Genomic DNA, 15,278 nt, shown 5'->3' with positions numbered 1-15,278 from the left:
GCAAAGGGGACATTACACTAGCGGTTGATCATATATGATTCAATGTTAATATGATTAACATAAAGTTGAATATCATTTTGTCCCGCCAGCGTTGAGATTTTTCATGGAAAACCGTACCGCCCGCCTGACCCTGCTGATCGACCCGAAGAAAAAAGCCGTGTTCGAACGCCTGTGCAACGACCGCGACGTGACGCCGTCACAGATGGTGCGCAAGTTCATTCGTGACTTCATCGAGGACGAGCTGGGCCCGGAGTGGCAAGACGAGGTCTTTGGCAAGGACGACACCCTGCCCCGAGGCTAATCCCTGCCCGCCGTCGGTATTTGTTGCCGACCGTTTGATGTATTATCTGGTCACTAATTAATCAGGAGATCCTTCATGCGTCTCGCCGAGATGGAAGCCATCATGCTTAACATCGGCCTGGCTGTATTTGCCGGCGCCATCTTTTTCATCATCTATGACCTGGCCAAGAAATCGAATGCCGGCCGTTTCGGCACCTTCGTACTGTTCTTTGCCCTGGGCCTGGGCCTGGCAGCCTTTCTGATCAAGACTCTGGTGGTGGAGATGATCGAAGGCGGCGGCATCTGAGCCTTCCGTACCGACCGGAACGCGGTATAGTGGTGGCAAGGAATCAGTCGAGGCGCTTATGGATACAGGTTTGATCATCGTGCTGGCGATTGCTGTCATCGCCGCGTTCTACTTCATCTCGCTCTACAACCACCTGGTGCAGCTCAAACACGGCGTGACCCGCGCCTGGGCCAACATCGACGTACTGCTCAAGCAGCGTCATGACGAGCTGCCCAAGCTGGTGGAAACCTGCAAGCAGCACATGGGCTACGAGCAGAAAACCCTGACCGATGTGATCACGGCACGATCGGCCGTTGCCACGGCGCGCGAGCAGGGTGACGTTGCAGCCCTGGGACGTGCCGAAACCCAGCTGCGACTGGGACTGGGCAACCTGTTTGCCGTCGCCGAGGACTACCCCGAGCTTACCGCCAGCGACAGCTTTCATCACCTGCGCAGCCGCATTACCGGGCTCGAGTCCGGCATTGCCGACCGGCGCGAGTACTACAACGATTCCGTCAACCACCTGAACGTGCGCATCGAACAGTTCCCCGATGTCATCATCGCGCGCCGTTTCGGCTTCGCCGCCGCACCGCTGCTGGAGTTTGACGACGCCGACAAGGCAGACGTAAACCTGCAGCAGCTGTTCGGCTAGGCACAGTGCTGCTCGATCTGCACCTGACGGCCGATACGCAGTGGCTACTGGCCCTGCTGTGTCTGGTTGCCATCGCCGTTGCACTCTGGTTCGTATTCAGCCGTCTGGCCCGTTACCGCCTGATCGCGGACACCCCGACCGCTCGCATTCGCTCGGCGCCGCAAGGCTATGTTGAGCTGATCGGGCACGTCATTGCCGGCGAGGACGGCAACCTGCGCGCGCCACTCTCCGGACGCCCCTGTGCCTGGTATGCCTACCGGGTCGAGGAGCTGGATGATGACGGCCGTACACGCTGGCGCCTGCTGCGCAGCGGGCGCTCCAACGAGTGGTTTCAAATCAACGACGGCACCGGCACCTGTCTGGTGGACCCTGACGGCGCCGAAATCAGCACGCTGCACAAACACAGCTGGAGGGCGCACACCGCCTTCCCCGCCGGACTGGAACAACACCCCCAGGGAGCAGCAGCGCTGCTCAGCCTGCAGCGTGGCGAGGAGCGCTACCGTTTTACCGAATGGCTGATTCTGGAGCATGAGGCCATCTACGCTCTGGGACACTTTCATACCCTGGGCGGCGGGCGTGACCAGCTCGATCTGAACCAGGCCGTGCGTGAACGCCTGAGCCACTGGAAACAGGACCCGGAGGCCCTGCTGGCCCGGTTCGATCATGACGGTGACGGTCGCATCGATCTCGATGAGTGGCAGACGGCACGCGAAACCGCCCTGCAGGAGGCGCAGGCTGAACAGCAGGCTCTGCACGCACTGCCTAGCATGCACGTATTGAGAGATCCGCAACAGCCGCGCAAGCCGTACCTGTTATCGACACACGATGAAACTCGGCTGATGTTGCGTTTTCGCTTGCTGTCCGCCGGATGTTTTCTGGCCGCACTGATCTTTTTCTGGCTTTTTATCGAGGTCATGCTGGCAAAATGAGCCCATTGCGCTCAAGCTGAAGACAGAAACGCCGACAATTCACTTGTCACCTGCGTTTGAGGTCGAAATCATGGCTGACTCAAAAAACTACTTGCAGCACCCCGAGCAGATCGAGCTTGAACTGCGTCCCCTCAAGGCCCATCAGCCCGTTGCAACACCGCCCATGTCTCTTGGACTTCTGTTGCACAGCGCCCACTACTATCCCTGCGGCAAATGGCTGCGCATTCAGGCGCCGGCCCTGACCGAAGAGTTGAGCATCGATGCTCAGGTGGTTGACTGTAGCCGTACCCGACAGGGCGACTACCTGCTGAAACTGGCCTTCGAGGACCCCGAGCAACTGTTTCGCGCCCGCATGTTCGAGCAACTGTGCCAGATCTGCATCCACCAGGATCAGGCACCGGAACAAGACCCGGATCAACGTGCACTGGAATGGATCGAAGCACGAGCGGCACATTTCCCCTCGAATGGCTTATAATCGCGCTTTTGCCAAGCCAGTGACGAGAGGTTGATATGCAGCAAAAAGTCGTGCACGCCGGATCCATCGAAATCGGTAACGACAAGCCGATGGTGCTCTTCGGCGGGATGAATGTCCTGGAATCACGTGACCTGGCATTGCGCATCGCCGAGCACTACGTGGAAGTGACGCAGAAACTGGATATTCCCTATGTCTTCAAGGCGTCGTTCGACAAGGCCAACCGTTCATCACTGACCTCCTTTCGCGGCCCGGGCCTGGACGAGGGGCTGAAGATACTGGAAGAGGTGAAGAACACGTTCAACGTGCCGCTGATCACCGATGTACACGAGCCTTATCAGGCGGCACCGGCGGCCGAGGTGTGCGATATCATCCAGCTGCCGGCCTTCCTGTCCCGCCAGACCGACCTGGTGACCGCCATGGCGGCAACGGGTGCAGTCATCAACATCAAGAAGGCTCAGTTCCTGGCCCCTCAGGAAATGAAACACATCCTGCACAAGTGTGAGGAAGCCGGCAATGAACGCCTGATTCTGTGCGAGCGCGGCAGCAGCTTCGGCTACAACAACCTGGTCGTCGACATGCTCGGCTTCAGCGTCATGAAGGAATTCGGCTACCCGGTCATGTTTGATGCCACCCATGCCCTGCAGATGCCCGGCGGTCGCTCAGACTCCGCCGACGGGCGCCGGGCGCTGGTCGCGCAGCTGTCACGTGCTGGCCTGTCCCAGGGCATAGCCGGCCTGTTCCTGGAAGCACACCCTGATCCGAACCAGGCCAAATGCGATGGCCCCTGCGCCCTGCCGCTGGCCAAGCTGGAACCCTACCTGCAACAGATGAAGGCCGTCGACGAGCTAGTCAAGTCGTTTGCACCGCTGGATACCGGCATCTGAGCTGCCGGATGGCCGGGCACTCGACTGCATCGGCCATCCGATCGCCCCGTGATTCCGACCCGCCCGACAAGGAAGCAGACGACGGATGACACACCCTTCTGAAAAAGCTTTTGCCGCGCTCCGGGAAGAGCTGGTGATCGGCCCGGACCATCACCGTTTTCAACTGGTGAGCCATCAATGTGACCACTTTCTCGGATCACTATGGCTGGCCGAAGATATTTCCACTGCTGCACGCACGCCGGTCAGCCTGTTGCTGTTACGGCCGGAGTTGGTACGCCGCCCCGGTTTCAACGACCAGCTGCGCAAGCGTATCACCCGCCTGCGCCCGGCCCTGCAGCACCCCCATATTGCGGCCTGTTATGGCTATTTCAGCTGGCGCGGCCTGGAGTTCTTGTCATACGAGGCACTGGACGGCAAGACTCTCTCGGACCTGATGCGGCGCAAACAGGCCAGCCGACTCAGTGCCAGCCAGAAGCAGGGGCTACTGACCCAGCTGGCCAAAGCCCTGGATCATGCCCGCCAGCAGTCACAGTTGCCACACGGCACCCTGGCGCCTGACCAAATCTTTCTCAACAGCGGCGCCGGTGTCAAACTGCTGGGATCTGGCCTGCGCGATTTGCTCGATCCCCTGCGTGACCTTCTCCCTCTGGCAGCGGAATACCCCCGCTATCAGCCCCCGGAAGGCTTTCACCCCCAGCCGCTGACACCGGCCGCGGATGTCTACGCGCTGGCAGTGCTCGCCTGGGAACTGCATACCGGCAAACAGGCCTTCCAGGCCGATGAAAATGAAGCCTCACGCTATCAGCGTGAGCTCAAGGCCCCCTCCTCGCTCAGCAAGCCGCAATGGAGCACACTGCGCACGGCCCTCAACCCGGACCCTGAACAACGCTACAGCAGCTGTACGGCACTGATACGCGCGCTTTACGCGCCTGAACCAAGCCCGGAGCCAGATGAGGCACCTGACTTGGCACTGGACGCTGAGCAGACACCTGCTTCAGGCGTTGTGAACGCTGAAACAGCGTCTGCCAAAACGGCCACCGCTGAGCCCCTCACCTCCGAACAACCGTCAGACCGCACCCCGAGATGGCGGCAGCTGGCTGCACGTTTCTCGCCCAACCAGGCACTGCTGCGCTGGCTATTGGGCGGCGCCCTGTTTGGTGCCGGCTTTGTGGCTGGTGTCTGGGCCACCCTGCTGCTGCTGCAGGAGCAGCTCGATACGGTCAGCGGCCAGGCGCTCGCACAGATGAAACAGAACCGGGAACTGCGCAGCGCCTTTGAATCGCTGGAACAGACCAACAGGCAACTTGAGCATCGCCTGGAAGAAGCCCAACGCCGGGCTCCCTCTGCGCCAGCTATCGCCGAGGCAGAACGAATCGAATCCGCCAAGGCCTTGCGCGAAGCCAGCCAGCCGGTGGCGAATTTAAGTTTGTTTCAGGATGAACTTGCAGGCGGTGGTCGTGGTCCACAAATGGCAATCCTGCCGTCCGGGCGTTTCCGCATGGGTGACCTGCACGGCCAGGGGGATGACAACGAGTACCCTGTACATGAGGTCGTGATTGCACATGGTTTTGCACTGTCACGTCATGAAGTGACCTTTGCCGAATATGACCGCTTTGCCCAAGCGACAGGACGCCCGCTACCAGCGGATGAAGGCTGGGGGCGCGGCTCGCGACCGGTCATCAACGTCAGTTGGCGCGACGCCAGTGCCTACACGGTCTGGCTGCGTGAACAGACCGGACAGCCCTACCGACTGCCGACAGAAGCCGAATGGGAGTACGCGGCCCGAGCCGGCACAGAGTCAATGTACTGGTGGGGCGACAGCCCCATGGACGGCTACGCCGTATGCGACGGTTGCGGCAGCCAGTGGGACGGTCAGCAGACCGCTCCCGTGGGCAGCACCCGAGCAAACCCCTGGGGCCTGTTTGATCTGAGCGGCAACGTGGATGAGTGGGTGCAGGACTGCTATCAGCCTGACTATAGCCAGGCCCCCAAAGACGGCAGTGCCGAACAGGCCAGCGGCTGTCATCAGCGTGTCATGCGCGGGGGCTCATGGTTTGACATTCCGCGCCTGGTGCGTCCGGCCAGCCGTTACCGGCACCCGGAAGACAGTGCGCGCAACAGCTGGGGGTTCAGGGTCGCGCTCGACCTGCCCGACAGCATGCAATAAGGAGAGCACCACATGCTGAAGATGCGATACGCCACCCCCGTTGGCCTGACACTGGGGCTCCTGTCCACACCGGCCCTATGGGCCCAACCGACCGGCGAGTACCACCTGGATGAAAGCAGCCGAGGCGCTCTGGCGCTAACACTGTATCAACAGAACCTGGCTCTGGTAGAAGAGCGCCGAGCGGTACCGGAGCTGAAACCGGGCAGTCGTGTCATCCTGCAGGGAATCAGCCCGCAGATGCAGGCTCAGACGCTGCAGATCAGCGGCGCCGGCGAGATTACCGAGCAGAACCTGGAACAGAACCTGATCAGCCTCAATGCCCTGTTGCAGGCCCGTATCGGCCAGACCATCACCCTGGCACGCTTCAACAGCGTGACCGGCAGTGAAAGTCGCCAGCAGGCGCGGCTACTAAAGGCAGAAGGCAATCAGGTGCTGGTCGAAAACGACAGCGGCCAAATCGAATCGCTGCCGCTCAACCATGGCAACTGGCGTGTCATTTTTGACACCCCGGCTCAACACTATGCTCTCAAGCCACGGCTGTCCTTTACCAGCCAGGGGCTGACCTCACCCGGCCAGGCGCAGCTGCGCTACCTTACGCACGGGCTGAGCTGGAGCATGGACTACGTCATCAATCTGGATGCGGACGGCAGCAGCCTGAGCCTGCAGGGCCTGGCTACTCTCAACAACCAGAGCGGCCTGACCTGGCCCGACGCCAGGATCAAGCTGCTGGCCGGTCAGGTCAACCAGCCTGCTCATATGCGTCAGGCCGAAGCCATGATGGCGCGCGCCGCGCCCATGGACAAGGCCGGCAGCAGCAACAGCCCCGGTGCCGTGCAGGACTATCACCTGTACACCCTGCCGCAGCCGCTGACATTGAACGACCAGCAGCAGAAACAGGTCCCGCTGATTCAACGCGATGGAGTGCTCGCCGAGATCCGTTACCATCAGTTGATCCGCGTTGCGGCGCATCAGCAGATGCCGCCCCAACAGCAGCAGGCGGATATTCGACTGAGTTTCGCGGCTCCGGAGATGGATGGTGTCAAGACGCCTCTGCCGGCCGGACAGGCACGGGTCTTTCGACCGGATGATGATGGGCAGTTGCAGTTTGTCGGCGGCAGCCACCTGCAGGCGACCGCCACCGGAGACCGTGCCGAGCTGGCACTGGGCAAGGCGTTCGATGTCGGTGTGGAGTACCGCCAGACCGCCTTCAGCAAGGTATTTGACGGTTATGAAGTCAGCTACAGCGTGACCCTGAACAACCGCTCCGACAACAGTAAGCCCTTTACCCTGAATGCGCTCATGCCCATGCCCTACACGCTGGAAGACACGGACATGGCGCCTTCAGATACCTCGGCGTCCATGCTGGAGTGGACGTTCGAGCTTGCTCCGGGCGAGGAAAAGCAGCTCAACTTCAGCGCCCGCCTGATCAAGTCCTGATGTTCGCCTCGGGCAGAGGCTGTTGGCGTTGGCGCCAGCAGCGCGCTCGTCCGGGGTCGATGGCGGTGCCCAGAGCGCCGTCTTCATAGACCTCGATCATGCGCTTCACTGCCAGCGGGTGCTGCTGCTCACCCGCCAGGCGGTAGTAGGCCAGCGCCTTGACCGCGTCCGGGCGAAAGTAATGTTCAAAACCCTGCTCGTAAATGCGCCCCATCTGATACTGCGAACGAGCATCGCCCATGTCTGCTGCACGCTGCAGGTAAATGCCGCCCTGAATGCGGCTGGCTACATCCTCGCCCCTGAAGTGCAGCAGATGGCCATAGGTCGATAACGCCGCTCGATTGCCCTGCTCAGCTGCCCAGCGGTACAGCCGCATAGCCACGCGGTGGCGCAGGCGCGAACCACGCCAACACGGAAGGTGAAACAACTGCCCGGCCAACCCGTTGATCAGGGGGGCCATGCACCGTGCCAACCCGCTCATATATATCCCCTGGAACTAAATACTGTTATTTTTATAACAATATGATAAAAATAGAGACCTTAGTTGATACACTGAACTATACCGGTTACCCGACGGATTGCAGAAGTCCCTTCCGGCATCTCAGTGTTCCCTTACGCATCGAACAGCTTTGGAGTGAGCCCGCAGATGAACATCTATGAAGATAACGCCCTGACCATTGGCAACACCCCCCTGGTCCGCCTCAAGCACCTGTGGCCAGCCGGCAACCTGTTCGCCAAGATCGAATCGCGCAACCCGGCCGGATCGGTTAAATGCCGTATCGGCGCCAACATGATCTGGGCTGCCGAACAGGAAGGCCGCCTCAAGCCCGGCATGACCCTGATCGAACCGACCAGCGGGAACACCGGCATCGCACTGGCCTTCGTGGCTGCCGCCAAGGGATACCGCCTGATTCTGACCATGCCCTCGTCCATGTCGCTGGAGCGCCGCAAGCTGATGAAGGCACTGGGGGCCGAAATCGTACTGACGGAACCCCCCAAGGGCATGAAGGGTGCCATCGAGAAGGCACAGCAACTGGTGGATGAAAACCCGGACAGCTTCCTGATGCTGCAGCAGTTCGAGAATCCGGCCAACCCGGCTATTCACGAACAGACCACAGGACCGGAGATCTGGCGTGATACCGATGGCGGCGTGGACATTTTCGTGGCCGGTGTCGGCACCGGCGGTACTTTGACCGGTGTATCCCGCTATATCAAGCAGTCTCAAGGCAAGGCAATCACCAGCGTGGCGGTAGAGCCGGAAGATTCACCGGTCATTTCACAGACACTGGCCGGTGATGAGGTCAAACCGGCCCCACACAAGATTCAGGGTATCGGCGCCGGTTTTGTGCCTGCCAACCTGGACATGAGCCTGGTAGACAAGGTGGAGCGAGTCAGCAATGAGGAGGCTATTGCCACAGCGCGTGAGCTGATGCAAAAGGAAGGCATTCTATGCGGCATTTCCTGCGGCGCGGCACTGACTGCGGCACTGCGCCAAGCGCAACTGCCGGAAAATGCGGACAAGCAGATTGTAGTCGTGCTGCCGGACTCCGGTGAGCGTTATCTCTCTTCAGCCCTGTTTGAAGGCATGTTTACTGATAACGAAACCGTTCAATAAACGCGTACGTCCCCGCAGCCTCCACTGCTCGTGCAGACACACCACACGTACAATTAAAAACAGCCGCGAATGCGGCTGTTTTCGTTTCCAGTACCCCTAATAACCTCAGGGCTTGCATATCGGGCAGTCGGGTACTGCGATAACTCTGGATTACCCCATCAGCTCGCGTACATCCTGGTGGCTGGGGAAATCACTCAGGTCACGAACCGTGACGGACTTGTCGCCGGTGCGAGTCAGAATGTAAGAGCTTGGCTTACGTGCACTTCCCTGGTAAACGCCGCTGACCTGAAAGTTTTCGCCGTCCACGCCCAGAATTGCAATTGCACGCTCGTGTGATTTTACTTGTACATCCATACTTGCTCTCCGCCCTGTGATTGTGTAGTTTTATTACATAAATGATAGCCTATAGTCAGTTTTTAACAACCCTGTTGGGGTTTTATTGTTATTTGATGACAAAACAGCGGCCACTCAACGACGGGGCTCCAACACCTCGGATGCCTTTTGATACCCCAAGTCGATCATCTCCGCCGCTCGATGGAACTCCAACAACTGACAAGCATTACGGCCAATCTCAATGACACGATCCGGAGGGTAAACCGCCAACTTCTGCCGGGTAATCGTGCTTTGCATCGCATCAAAGGCCTCAATGGCAACATCATAGGCATCCCAGTCGTGCTCGCTGTCATTACTGCGGTCGGGCTGCAGCCGTTGAATGAAACGGTTGATGCTGCTACGTAAGGGGGATATCAGCTCAGTAGCGGAATGCTCGGGGGGCTTGACCTGCTCCGGCCGAGTCAGTGCACCGTTCAGGTTGACCGCCAGGGTCATGCTGGTGCGGTCGTGAAACGTGGGCGCGATAGGCACCGGGTTGAGCACACCGCCATCCACCAGCGTCAGCCCCTTGTACCTGAAGGGCGTGAACAGCAGTGGGATGGCAATGGATGCACGAATGGCGTCAAACAGCCGGCCACGGTTGATCCAGACTTCCTTCTGGCTCTGCAAATCGGTGGCAACGGCCGTGAACGGCAGGTCCAATTCCTCCACCCGCACATCACCCACCAGATCCACCAGCGTTTCGATCAGCTTGTCGCCGCGTACCAGCCCGCCACGGTCCCAGGTCAGGTCCAGCAGCGCCATAATGTCCATGCGGGTGATGGAACGCACCCACTGTTCGTACTCTTCCAGCTTGCCTGCTGCGTAGATACCGCCGATCAGAGCGCCGATGGAGCACCCCGATATCGAACGGATATGGTAATCATGCTCTTCCAGCCAGCGAATCACGCCGATATGAGCCAGCCCGCGCGCGCCGCCACTGCCCAGTACCAGCGAAACCGTTTTATCCTGCTTGGATGTCATCCTGTGTTCCCTTTGATCATGCGTCTGATCGCTGCCGGCCGGCAGGGCATAGTCCGCCACAACAGGCCGGCCATAAAACTGTGACAGCTGCTGATACCTAACATACAGCAGTACCGCACTGCGCCCCAGCCGCTTCAGCATTGTCCACGCTCCTGCTTCTTGGCGGGACAATTGCCGCCCGTGTCACCGCCACCGCCGTCCGCCGAGACCGAGCCGCTGAGGGTACGATTGCTGCGCTTGAGGCTCAGCGTCAGGCTGACACTGGACTCCTGGGTCTGATTGAACACGGTCAGGGTCAATGTATAGCGTCCGGCCGTGCCATAGTCATGAACCGGCGCCACTTCGGTCGAAACACCGCCATCCCCGAACAGCCACAGATAATCGCGCGGCCCACCGCCGGTGCTGCTGCCGGCATCGAAACGACACACAAACCCAGTGCAGTCATAGCTGAATGCCGCCAGCAGGGGCGCCTCCTCCGGAGGCGGAGCCCCTGTACCGACGAGTGCCGCCGCCACATCCAGGCGACCATGACGGGTCCAGCTCAGCAGATCCTGGCCAGCCGCACCGGTGGCGGCCGCCCCGTTCAGTAATCGCTGCCGCACCACCTGATTGCAGGCGATGCCATCCAGGGTACAGGCGCCCGGTCCACCAAGCCCTGACTGAGTGGCATACAGGTCCGACCAGACCAGAGCGGCCGCGCCGGCGACCAGCGGTGCCGCCATGGAAGTGCCGTCCCACCAGTCGACACAGCTGTCGACCGAGGGTGCCAGACCGCACTGGACATCCGGCAGGATACCGATAACCGCTTCACCGGGTGCCGCCAGCGCAACCCAGGGATCGGCGGAAGTACTGTAGGTGGAGAAAGCAGCGCGGTCATCATGGTGATCTGATGCAGCCACGGCGATTACACTGGAGTTGCCCGAGGCATCCGTACAAGCCGCCGGATAGACACGTCCGGTATCGCCATTATTGCCCGCGGCGGCCACCACCAGCACGCCCTGCTGCTCAGCCACCGCGATCGCATCACACTCGGCATTCGATTCGGTTGTCGGCGTGATGTTGCCCACAGGGTCGACAGCATCACTGCCATAACTCATGGTAATCACGTTGTAGCGCGTGCGTATCCGCACCCCATCAGCATCAAAACGGTCGTGGGTGGCGTCTTCGATGGCGGCAATCGACCCGGACACCGGACACAGCCCAACCAGAAACAGGTTGATGCCATCGGTCACAAGCTCCTGGTAACACACCTTAAAAATACCCAGCCCCGTCTGCCAGCCGATGCCGGCGATACCCTCGCCATTGTCGGTATTGGCACCGACTTCCGAGCTGACAAAGGTGCCGTGCCCGAGGTTGTCACAGGCCGGCTCGGCGGCAGAACAGGCATCGCCCCAGCTGCCGGCGTTCAGCCCTACCAGGTTGACCTGTTCCAGGCATTTGCCCTGCAGTTCCAAGGTGTTGCAATCGGCACCGCTGTCCAGCACAGCGACCTTGGGTGTATCCGTGGCGGCCAGATCCAGGCTGGGCCGACCGATGCTGGCCTCCCAAGCCTCGGGAGCGTTGATATCGGCCCCGGCCGTGCCACGGGTGGACCGCAGCTGGCTGCCGAACAGGCCGGTTTCGACGCGGGTGTGATCCTGCCCGATGTTGTGCAGATACCATTGCTCTGCAAAGTAATCGCCTCCCCCGGCCGGGGTCGGACCGGGTTCTTCACTCGGTATGCGCAACAGGCGGTAGTAATCCGGCTCCGCGTAGAGTACGTTCGGGTTGCGTGCATACAGGTTCACCACAGCCGGGACCTGACCGCTGGGCACCTGTACCAGGCGCACGTCGATGGACTCGAAACGTTCAATGACACGCCCACCCGCCCGGGCGTGTGCCTGCTCGCGCTCCACAGCAGCCGTGCCCGGTCGAAACTTGACCAGCACCCGGTCGGGCACATAGGGCGCCTGCTGCAGCGCCTGCAGGGACAGCGGCGACGCGGCCGCCTGAACTGCTGCTAAGCCGAAGAGGCTCACAAGCAATACCAATGCCCATAAACGATACAACATGACATGCCCTCCTCCGGTTAAACCGGTCAGCGTGGGGGCACGTGATGCCAGGCCTGTGAACAGCGTTAACACCCGGTAACTGATTCAGATATAGGTCAGCCACCCACGCTATGCACCCTGTTGCATCCCTGTATGAGTGTTATGCCTGATTTACAGTTTTGGGAAAAATCCAGTTTAGACAAGGCTTTGGCATACAAGCACCGGGCAGGTGCAGGAAAATGAAATTTTGTACGGCAGGAATGCAGCTGCCCCGAATGCATTCATGCAGGGCAGCCGGTGAAGCTGATTCAGGCGAAGGTTGACAGGTACAGCTGTTCGACCTTTTCGCGCGCCCAGGGCGTGCGGCGCAGAAACTTCAGCGACGACTTGATGGACGGTTCGTGCTGAAAGCAGTTGATGTCGATTCGGTCACCCAGCGCGTCCCAGCCATAATGATCCACCAGACGCGTCAGCAGGGCCTCCAGGGTTACGCCATGCAGCGGGTTGTTCGGTTGCATATTCATCGGGCACCTGCCTCGGCCAGAGAGCTTTCGATAGCAGGCATCATTTCAGCATCTGACCAACATAAGCGGCTGTAAAGGCCGCTTCCTGAAACCCCTTGAGGCCAGTTTCGGCAAAGGGAATCGGCAGCGGATGCGACGCCAGGGTCGACTTGATCTGGGCTGGCGACAGCAGCTGTACATCCAGTTCCTGGATCAGCTGAATCGCCGCCTCCAGCTTGAAGCTGACCGCACCGCCGGCAAACTTGCCCTTGTGCATGCGCTCGCGAATCACCACGCGGTCAATGCCGTAGTCCTGCATCAGCTTGGCAAAAGCAAACTGAAATTGCTGCAGGTCCTCACGGGTGTGGTCCTTTTTCAGGCTCAACTTGCGCACGCGGCACTCGGGAATCAGAAACTGCCCCTGATCCAGGCCCAGCAGACACACCACGGCATCACTGCCGGACAATTCAACACCACAAATATTCATCAATTATCCCGTTTCAGTCATTCGATGCAGCCACCCCGGGCTGCCCGGCATCAGGGTACGCTGCCGGCATTGACAGCTGCGCACCCTGCTTCTTGCAAGCACCCGGGGCTTACAGGAAATCAGCCAGTTCTTCAGTCAGCAGCTCCAGTTCATTCTGTGCTTTCTGACGCGCCTTTTTCTTCAGCGACTCCACTTGGGCGGTCTTTTCAGCCACCAGGGCCTGGGCCGCCGCCGCCTTGTCCTCAGCCTGCTCAACCTGCTCCAGCAGCGGGCGGATCTGCATCAGGATGGCACGGCGACGTCCTTCTTCGGCACGGGCGATTTCCTCGGCCGATTTCGCCTTCTCCTTGACTTCTTCCTTCTGCTTACCCGCGCTGTTGTCAGTCAGCGAACGGATGCCGACGGCATGGCGCACCTGGTCCAGGAAAGGTGCCGAGTACTCGCGCGCCTTTTCCGCTCCCTTGTGCAGCACGGCCTCGACCTCGCCCAGATCGTTCATCAGCTCATTGTAGCGCGCACGCGGGGCCGTCAGGTGGGCATCGATATATTCGAACAGTTCCTTCTTGGCATCACCCCAGCCGATTCCCTCGATGAAGCGCTGGCGCATGGCCGCGCTCTCGGCTTCGGACGCAAAGCAGCGGTACAGGTGCATCAGGGTGTTGTCCGGGTCTTTCGGCTCACCCGGAGCACGGGTATCAGTCACGATCTGGTTGATCAGCTTGCGCAGGTCATCCGAGGAGCTGAACAACGGGATGGTGTTGTTGTAACTCTTGGACATCTTGCGGCCGTCCAGACCGGGGATCAGTTGAGTCTCTTCATCCACCTGCGCCTGCGGCAGCGTGAACAGGGGCTCGAACTGATGGTTGAAACGGCCGGCGATATCGCGGGCCATTTCAATGTGCTGCACCTGATCCTTGCCCACCGGGATGATATCGGCATTGAACATCAGGATATCGGCCGCCATCAGGATCGGGTAGCTGAACAGCCCCATGGTCACGCCGTCATCCAGATCGTCGTTGCCGGCATCGCGGTTGGCATCCACCGCCGCCTTGTAGGCGTGGGCACGGTTCATCAGGCCCTTGGAGGTCTGACAGGTCAGAATCCAGGTCAGTTCGGTGATCTCGGGAATATCGGTCTGACGGTAGAACGTCGCCTTGTCGGTATCCAGCCCCAGCGCCAGCCAGGTGGCGGCAATTTCACGGGTGGAACGGGCAACGCGCTCCGGCTCCTGACACTTGATCAGGGCGTGGAAGTCGGCGAGGAAAAAGTAGCTGTTGAACGCCGGATTCTCGCTGGCCTCGATGGCCGGCTTGATGGCGCCCAGGTAGTTGCCGATGTGCGGCGTACCGGTGGTGGTAATACCGGTCAGAACGGTTTTTTTACTCATCATTCACTCGTCAGTCGTTTCATCCTGCCGGGGTCCCTGGCTGATGGATGACCCAGCTTTGATCAAAAGGCTATGATACACAACTTGCAAAGCCGCTGTCCCAGCGTAATATCCAACTGATACATTGAAAGTGAGATAAACATGGATGATCATCTGCCTTCATGGATAACCCTGTCGGGATTCATACTCCCTGCCGTCATTCTGATTCTGCGTGAAAATCCCCGCGACATGGCCGCCATCAGCTTTCTGCTGATCATTGCCGCCCTGTGCATGCTGGGCGGGCTGTTATTTTCAGCGCTATGGATGTATCTGCTGCCGGAGCTGATCCGGCCGCTGATCAGTTCGCTGCTGGTGCTTGTGGGTGCACTGCTGGGCCTGATACTGCGCAGCCTGTGGATGCAGCTGGCAAAGCCCGACTGAAACACTCGGGTTTTGACAAGCGCAAGGGCTTGGCCATAATAGAGTCACACCAAGTGCACGATCTCTGACGATACGGAGGATCACATGGATACATCACAGCACACCTTTACGGCCCTGTTCGAGCAGCTGGGTCTGGCCAGCGACAAGGATGCCATCGAGCAGTTTATCCGCACCCACCAGTTGTTCAGTGATGAAGTGCCTCTGCACGAAGCCTCGTTCTGGAGTGAATCCCAGTCCGAGTTCCTGCGCGAAGCCCTGACCAGTGATTCCGACTGGGCCGAGGTGGTTGATGCGCTCAACAACAGCCTACACAGTTGAGCCCTGTAGCGACTTTACCGGGCGGGCCTGATCCCGCCCTTTTCATTTGTAAC

Annotated in this window: 18 protein-coding genes; 11 read left to right on the top strand and 7 right to left on the bottom strand. The window is 59.8% G+C overall.

From position 1 onward, the window contains the following. Positions 1 to 103: 103 nt before the first annotated feature. The 8 genes from KTN04_RS05270 to KTN04_RS05235 all read left to right on the top strand — a co-directional run bounded on the left by KTN04_RS05270 (position 104) and on the right by KTN04_RS05235 (position 7,109). On the top strand, positions 104 to 301 hold the full coding sequence (locus KTN04_RS05270; RefSeq protein ID WP_217334170.1) for a CopG family transcriptional regulator: 198 nt from the start codon (positions 104 to 106) through the stop codon (positions 299 to 301). Positions 302 to 376: 75 nt separating this feature from the next. Then, positions 377 to 586 (top strand): DUF2788 domain-containing protein, encoded by a 210-nt coding sequence (locus tag KTN04_RS05265; protein WP_217334169.1) that lies wholly within the window; start codon positions 377 to 379, stop codon positions 584 to 586. Between the two features lie 58 nt (positions 587 to 644). After that, positions 645 to 1,217 (top strand): LemA family protein, encoded by a 573-nt coding sequence (locus KTN04_RS05260; protein WP_217334168.1) that lies wholly within the window; start codon positions 645 to 647, stop codon positions 1,215 to 1,217. Between the two features lie 5 nt (positions 1,218 to 1,222). Next, complete coding sequence (locus KTN04_RS05255) at positions 1,223 to 2,146, top strand: GIDE domain-containing protein (RefSeq protein ID WP_217334167.1); 924 nt, start codon at positions 1,223 to 1,225, stop codon at positions 2,144 to 2,146. A 70-nt stretch (positions 2,147 to 2,216) separates the two neighbouring features. Then, a complete protein-coding gene (locus KTN04_RS05250; RefSeq protein WP_217334166.1) occupies positions 2,217 to 2,621 on the top strand; it encodes a hypothetical protein in 405 nt (134 codons plus the stop codon). A gap of 35 nt (positions 2,622 to 2,656) precedes the next feature. Then, positions 2,657 to 3,505, top strand: coding sequence for a 3-deoxy-8-phosphooctulonate synthase (gene kdsA / locus KTN04_RS05245; protein ID WP_217334165.1), 849 nt, complete (start codon positions 2,657 to 2,659; stop codon positions 3,503 to 3,505). Positions 3,506 to 3,590: 85 nt separating this feature from the next. After that, on the top strand, positions 3,591 to 5,672 hold the full coding sequence (locus KTN04_RS05240; protein ID WP_217334164.1) for an SUMF1/EgtB/PvdO family nonheme iron enzyme: 2,082 nt from the start codon (positions 3,591 to 3,593) through the stop codon (positions 5,670 to 5,672). Positions 5,673 to 5,684: 12 nt separating this feature from the next. Continuing rightward, positions 5,685 to 7,109: a DUF4139 domain-containing protein gene (locus tag KTN04_RS05235; RefSeq protein WP_217334163.1), complete on the top strand. Its 1,425-nt coding sequence runs from the start codon at positions 5,685 to 5,687 to the stop codon at positions 7,107 to 7,109. Here KTN04_RS05235 and KTN04_RS05230 read toward each other — a convergent pair. Then, positions 7,099 to 7,590 (bottom strand): tetratricopeptide repeat protein, encoded by a 492-nt coding sequence (locus tag KTN04_RS05230; RefSeq protein WP_254262388.1) that lies wholly within the window; start codon positions 7,588 to 7,590, stop codon positions 7,099 to 7,101. The genes KTN04_RS05235 and KTN04_RS05230 overlap by 11 nt on opposite strands. Positions 7,591 to 7,755: 165 nt before the next feature. Here KTN04_RS05230 and cysK point away from each other — a divergent pair, with 165 nt between their 5' ends. Next, a complete protein-coding gene (cysK, locus tag KTN04_RS05225) occupies positions 7,756 to 8,724 on the top strand; it encodes a cysteine synthase A (protein WP_217334162.1) in 969 nt (322 codons plus the stop codon). 150 nt (positions 8,725 to 8,874) lie between these two features. Here the strand turns inward: cysK and KTN04_RS05220 are convergent, their stop codons facing one another. From KTN04_RS05220 to KTN04_RS05195, 6 genes are all read right to left on the bottom strand, one after another. Then, positions 8,875 to 9,078 carry a hypothetical protein gene (locus KTN04_RS05220; protein ID WP_217334161.1) on the bottom strand — a complete coding sequence of 68 codons (204 nt, stop codon included), beginning with the start codon at positions 9,076 to 9,078 and terminating at the stop codon, positions 8,875 to 8,877. 114 nt (positions 9,079 to 9,192) lie between these two features. Then, the gene (locus KTN04_RS05215; protein ID WP_254262387.1) at positions 9,193 to 10,221 is read right to left on the bottom strand and encodes a patatin-like phospholipase family protein; all 1,029 of its coding nucleotides are present in this window, start codon (positions 10,219 to 10,221) and stop codon (positions 9,193 to 9,195) included. Then, positions 10,215 to 12,131: a S8 family serine peptidase gene (locus KTN04_RS05210; RefSeq protein WP_217334160.1), complete on the bottom strand. Its 1,917-nt coding sequence runs from the start codon at positions 12,129 to 12,131 to the stop codon at positions 10,215 to 10,217. The genes KTN04_RS05215 and KTN04_RS05210 overlap by 7 nt, the downstream gene beginning before the upstream one ends. 287 nt (positions 12,132 to 12,418) lie before the next feature. Beyond that, positions 12,419 to 12,634, bottom strand: a complete 216-nt coding sequence (locus KTN04_RS05205) for a VF530 family protein (RefSeq protein ID WP_217334159.1) — start codon at positions 12,632 to 12,634, stop codon at positions 12,419 to 12,421. Positions 12,635 to 12,674: 40 nt separating this feature from the next. After that, entirely contained in the window at positions 12,675 to 13,100 is a 426-nt protein-coding gene (locus KTN04_RS05200) for a DUF3010 family protein (RefSeq protein ID WP_217334158.1), read from the bottom strand. 109 nt (positions 13,101 to 13,209) lie between these two features. Continuing rightward, complete coding sequence (locus KTN04_RS05195; RefSeq protein WP_217334157.1) at positions 13,210 to 14,487, bottom strand: tryptophan--tRNA ligase; 1,278 nt, start codon at positions 14,485 to 14,487, stop codon at positions 13,210 to 13,212. 141 nt (positions 14,488 to 14,628) lie between these two features. Between KTN04_RS05195 and KTN04_RS05190 the strand changes: the two genes are divergently transcribed. Together KTN04_RS05190 and KTN04_RS05185 are read left to right on the top strand one after the other, a co-directional pair. Continuing rightward, complete coding sequence (locus KTN04_RS05190; RefSeq protein WP_217334156.1) at positions 14,629 to 14,907, top strand: hypothetical protein; 279 nt, start codon at positions 14,629 to 14,631, stop codon at positions 14,905 to 14,907. An 84-nt stretch (positions 14,908 to 14,991) separates the two neighbouring features. Next, complete coding sequence (locus KTN04_RS05185; protein WP_217334155.1) at positions 14,992 to 15,225, top strand: DUF2789 domain-containing protein; 234 nt, start codon at positions 14,992 to 14,994, stop codon at positions 15,223 to 15,225. Positions 15,226 to 15,278: the final 53 nt, after the last annotated feature.

The sequence above is a fragment of the Marinobacterium weihaiense genome, from assembly GCF_019061305.1.
Taxonomy (GTDB): Bacteria; Pseudomonadota; Gammaproteobacteria; order Pseudomonadales; family Balneatricaceae; genus Marinobacterium; species Marinobacterium weihaiense.
The sequence above is the reverse complement of the archived record's forward strand: the minus strand, read 5'-3'. Positions and strand labels throughout refer to the sequence as shown.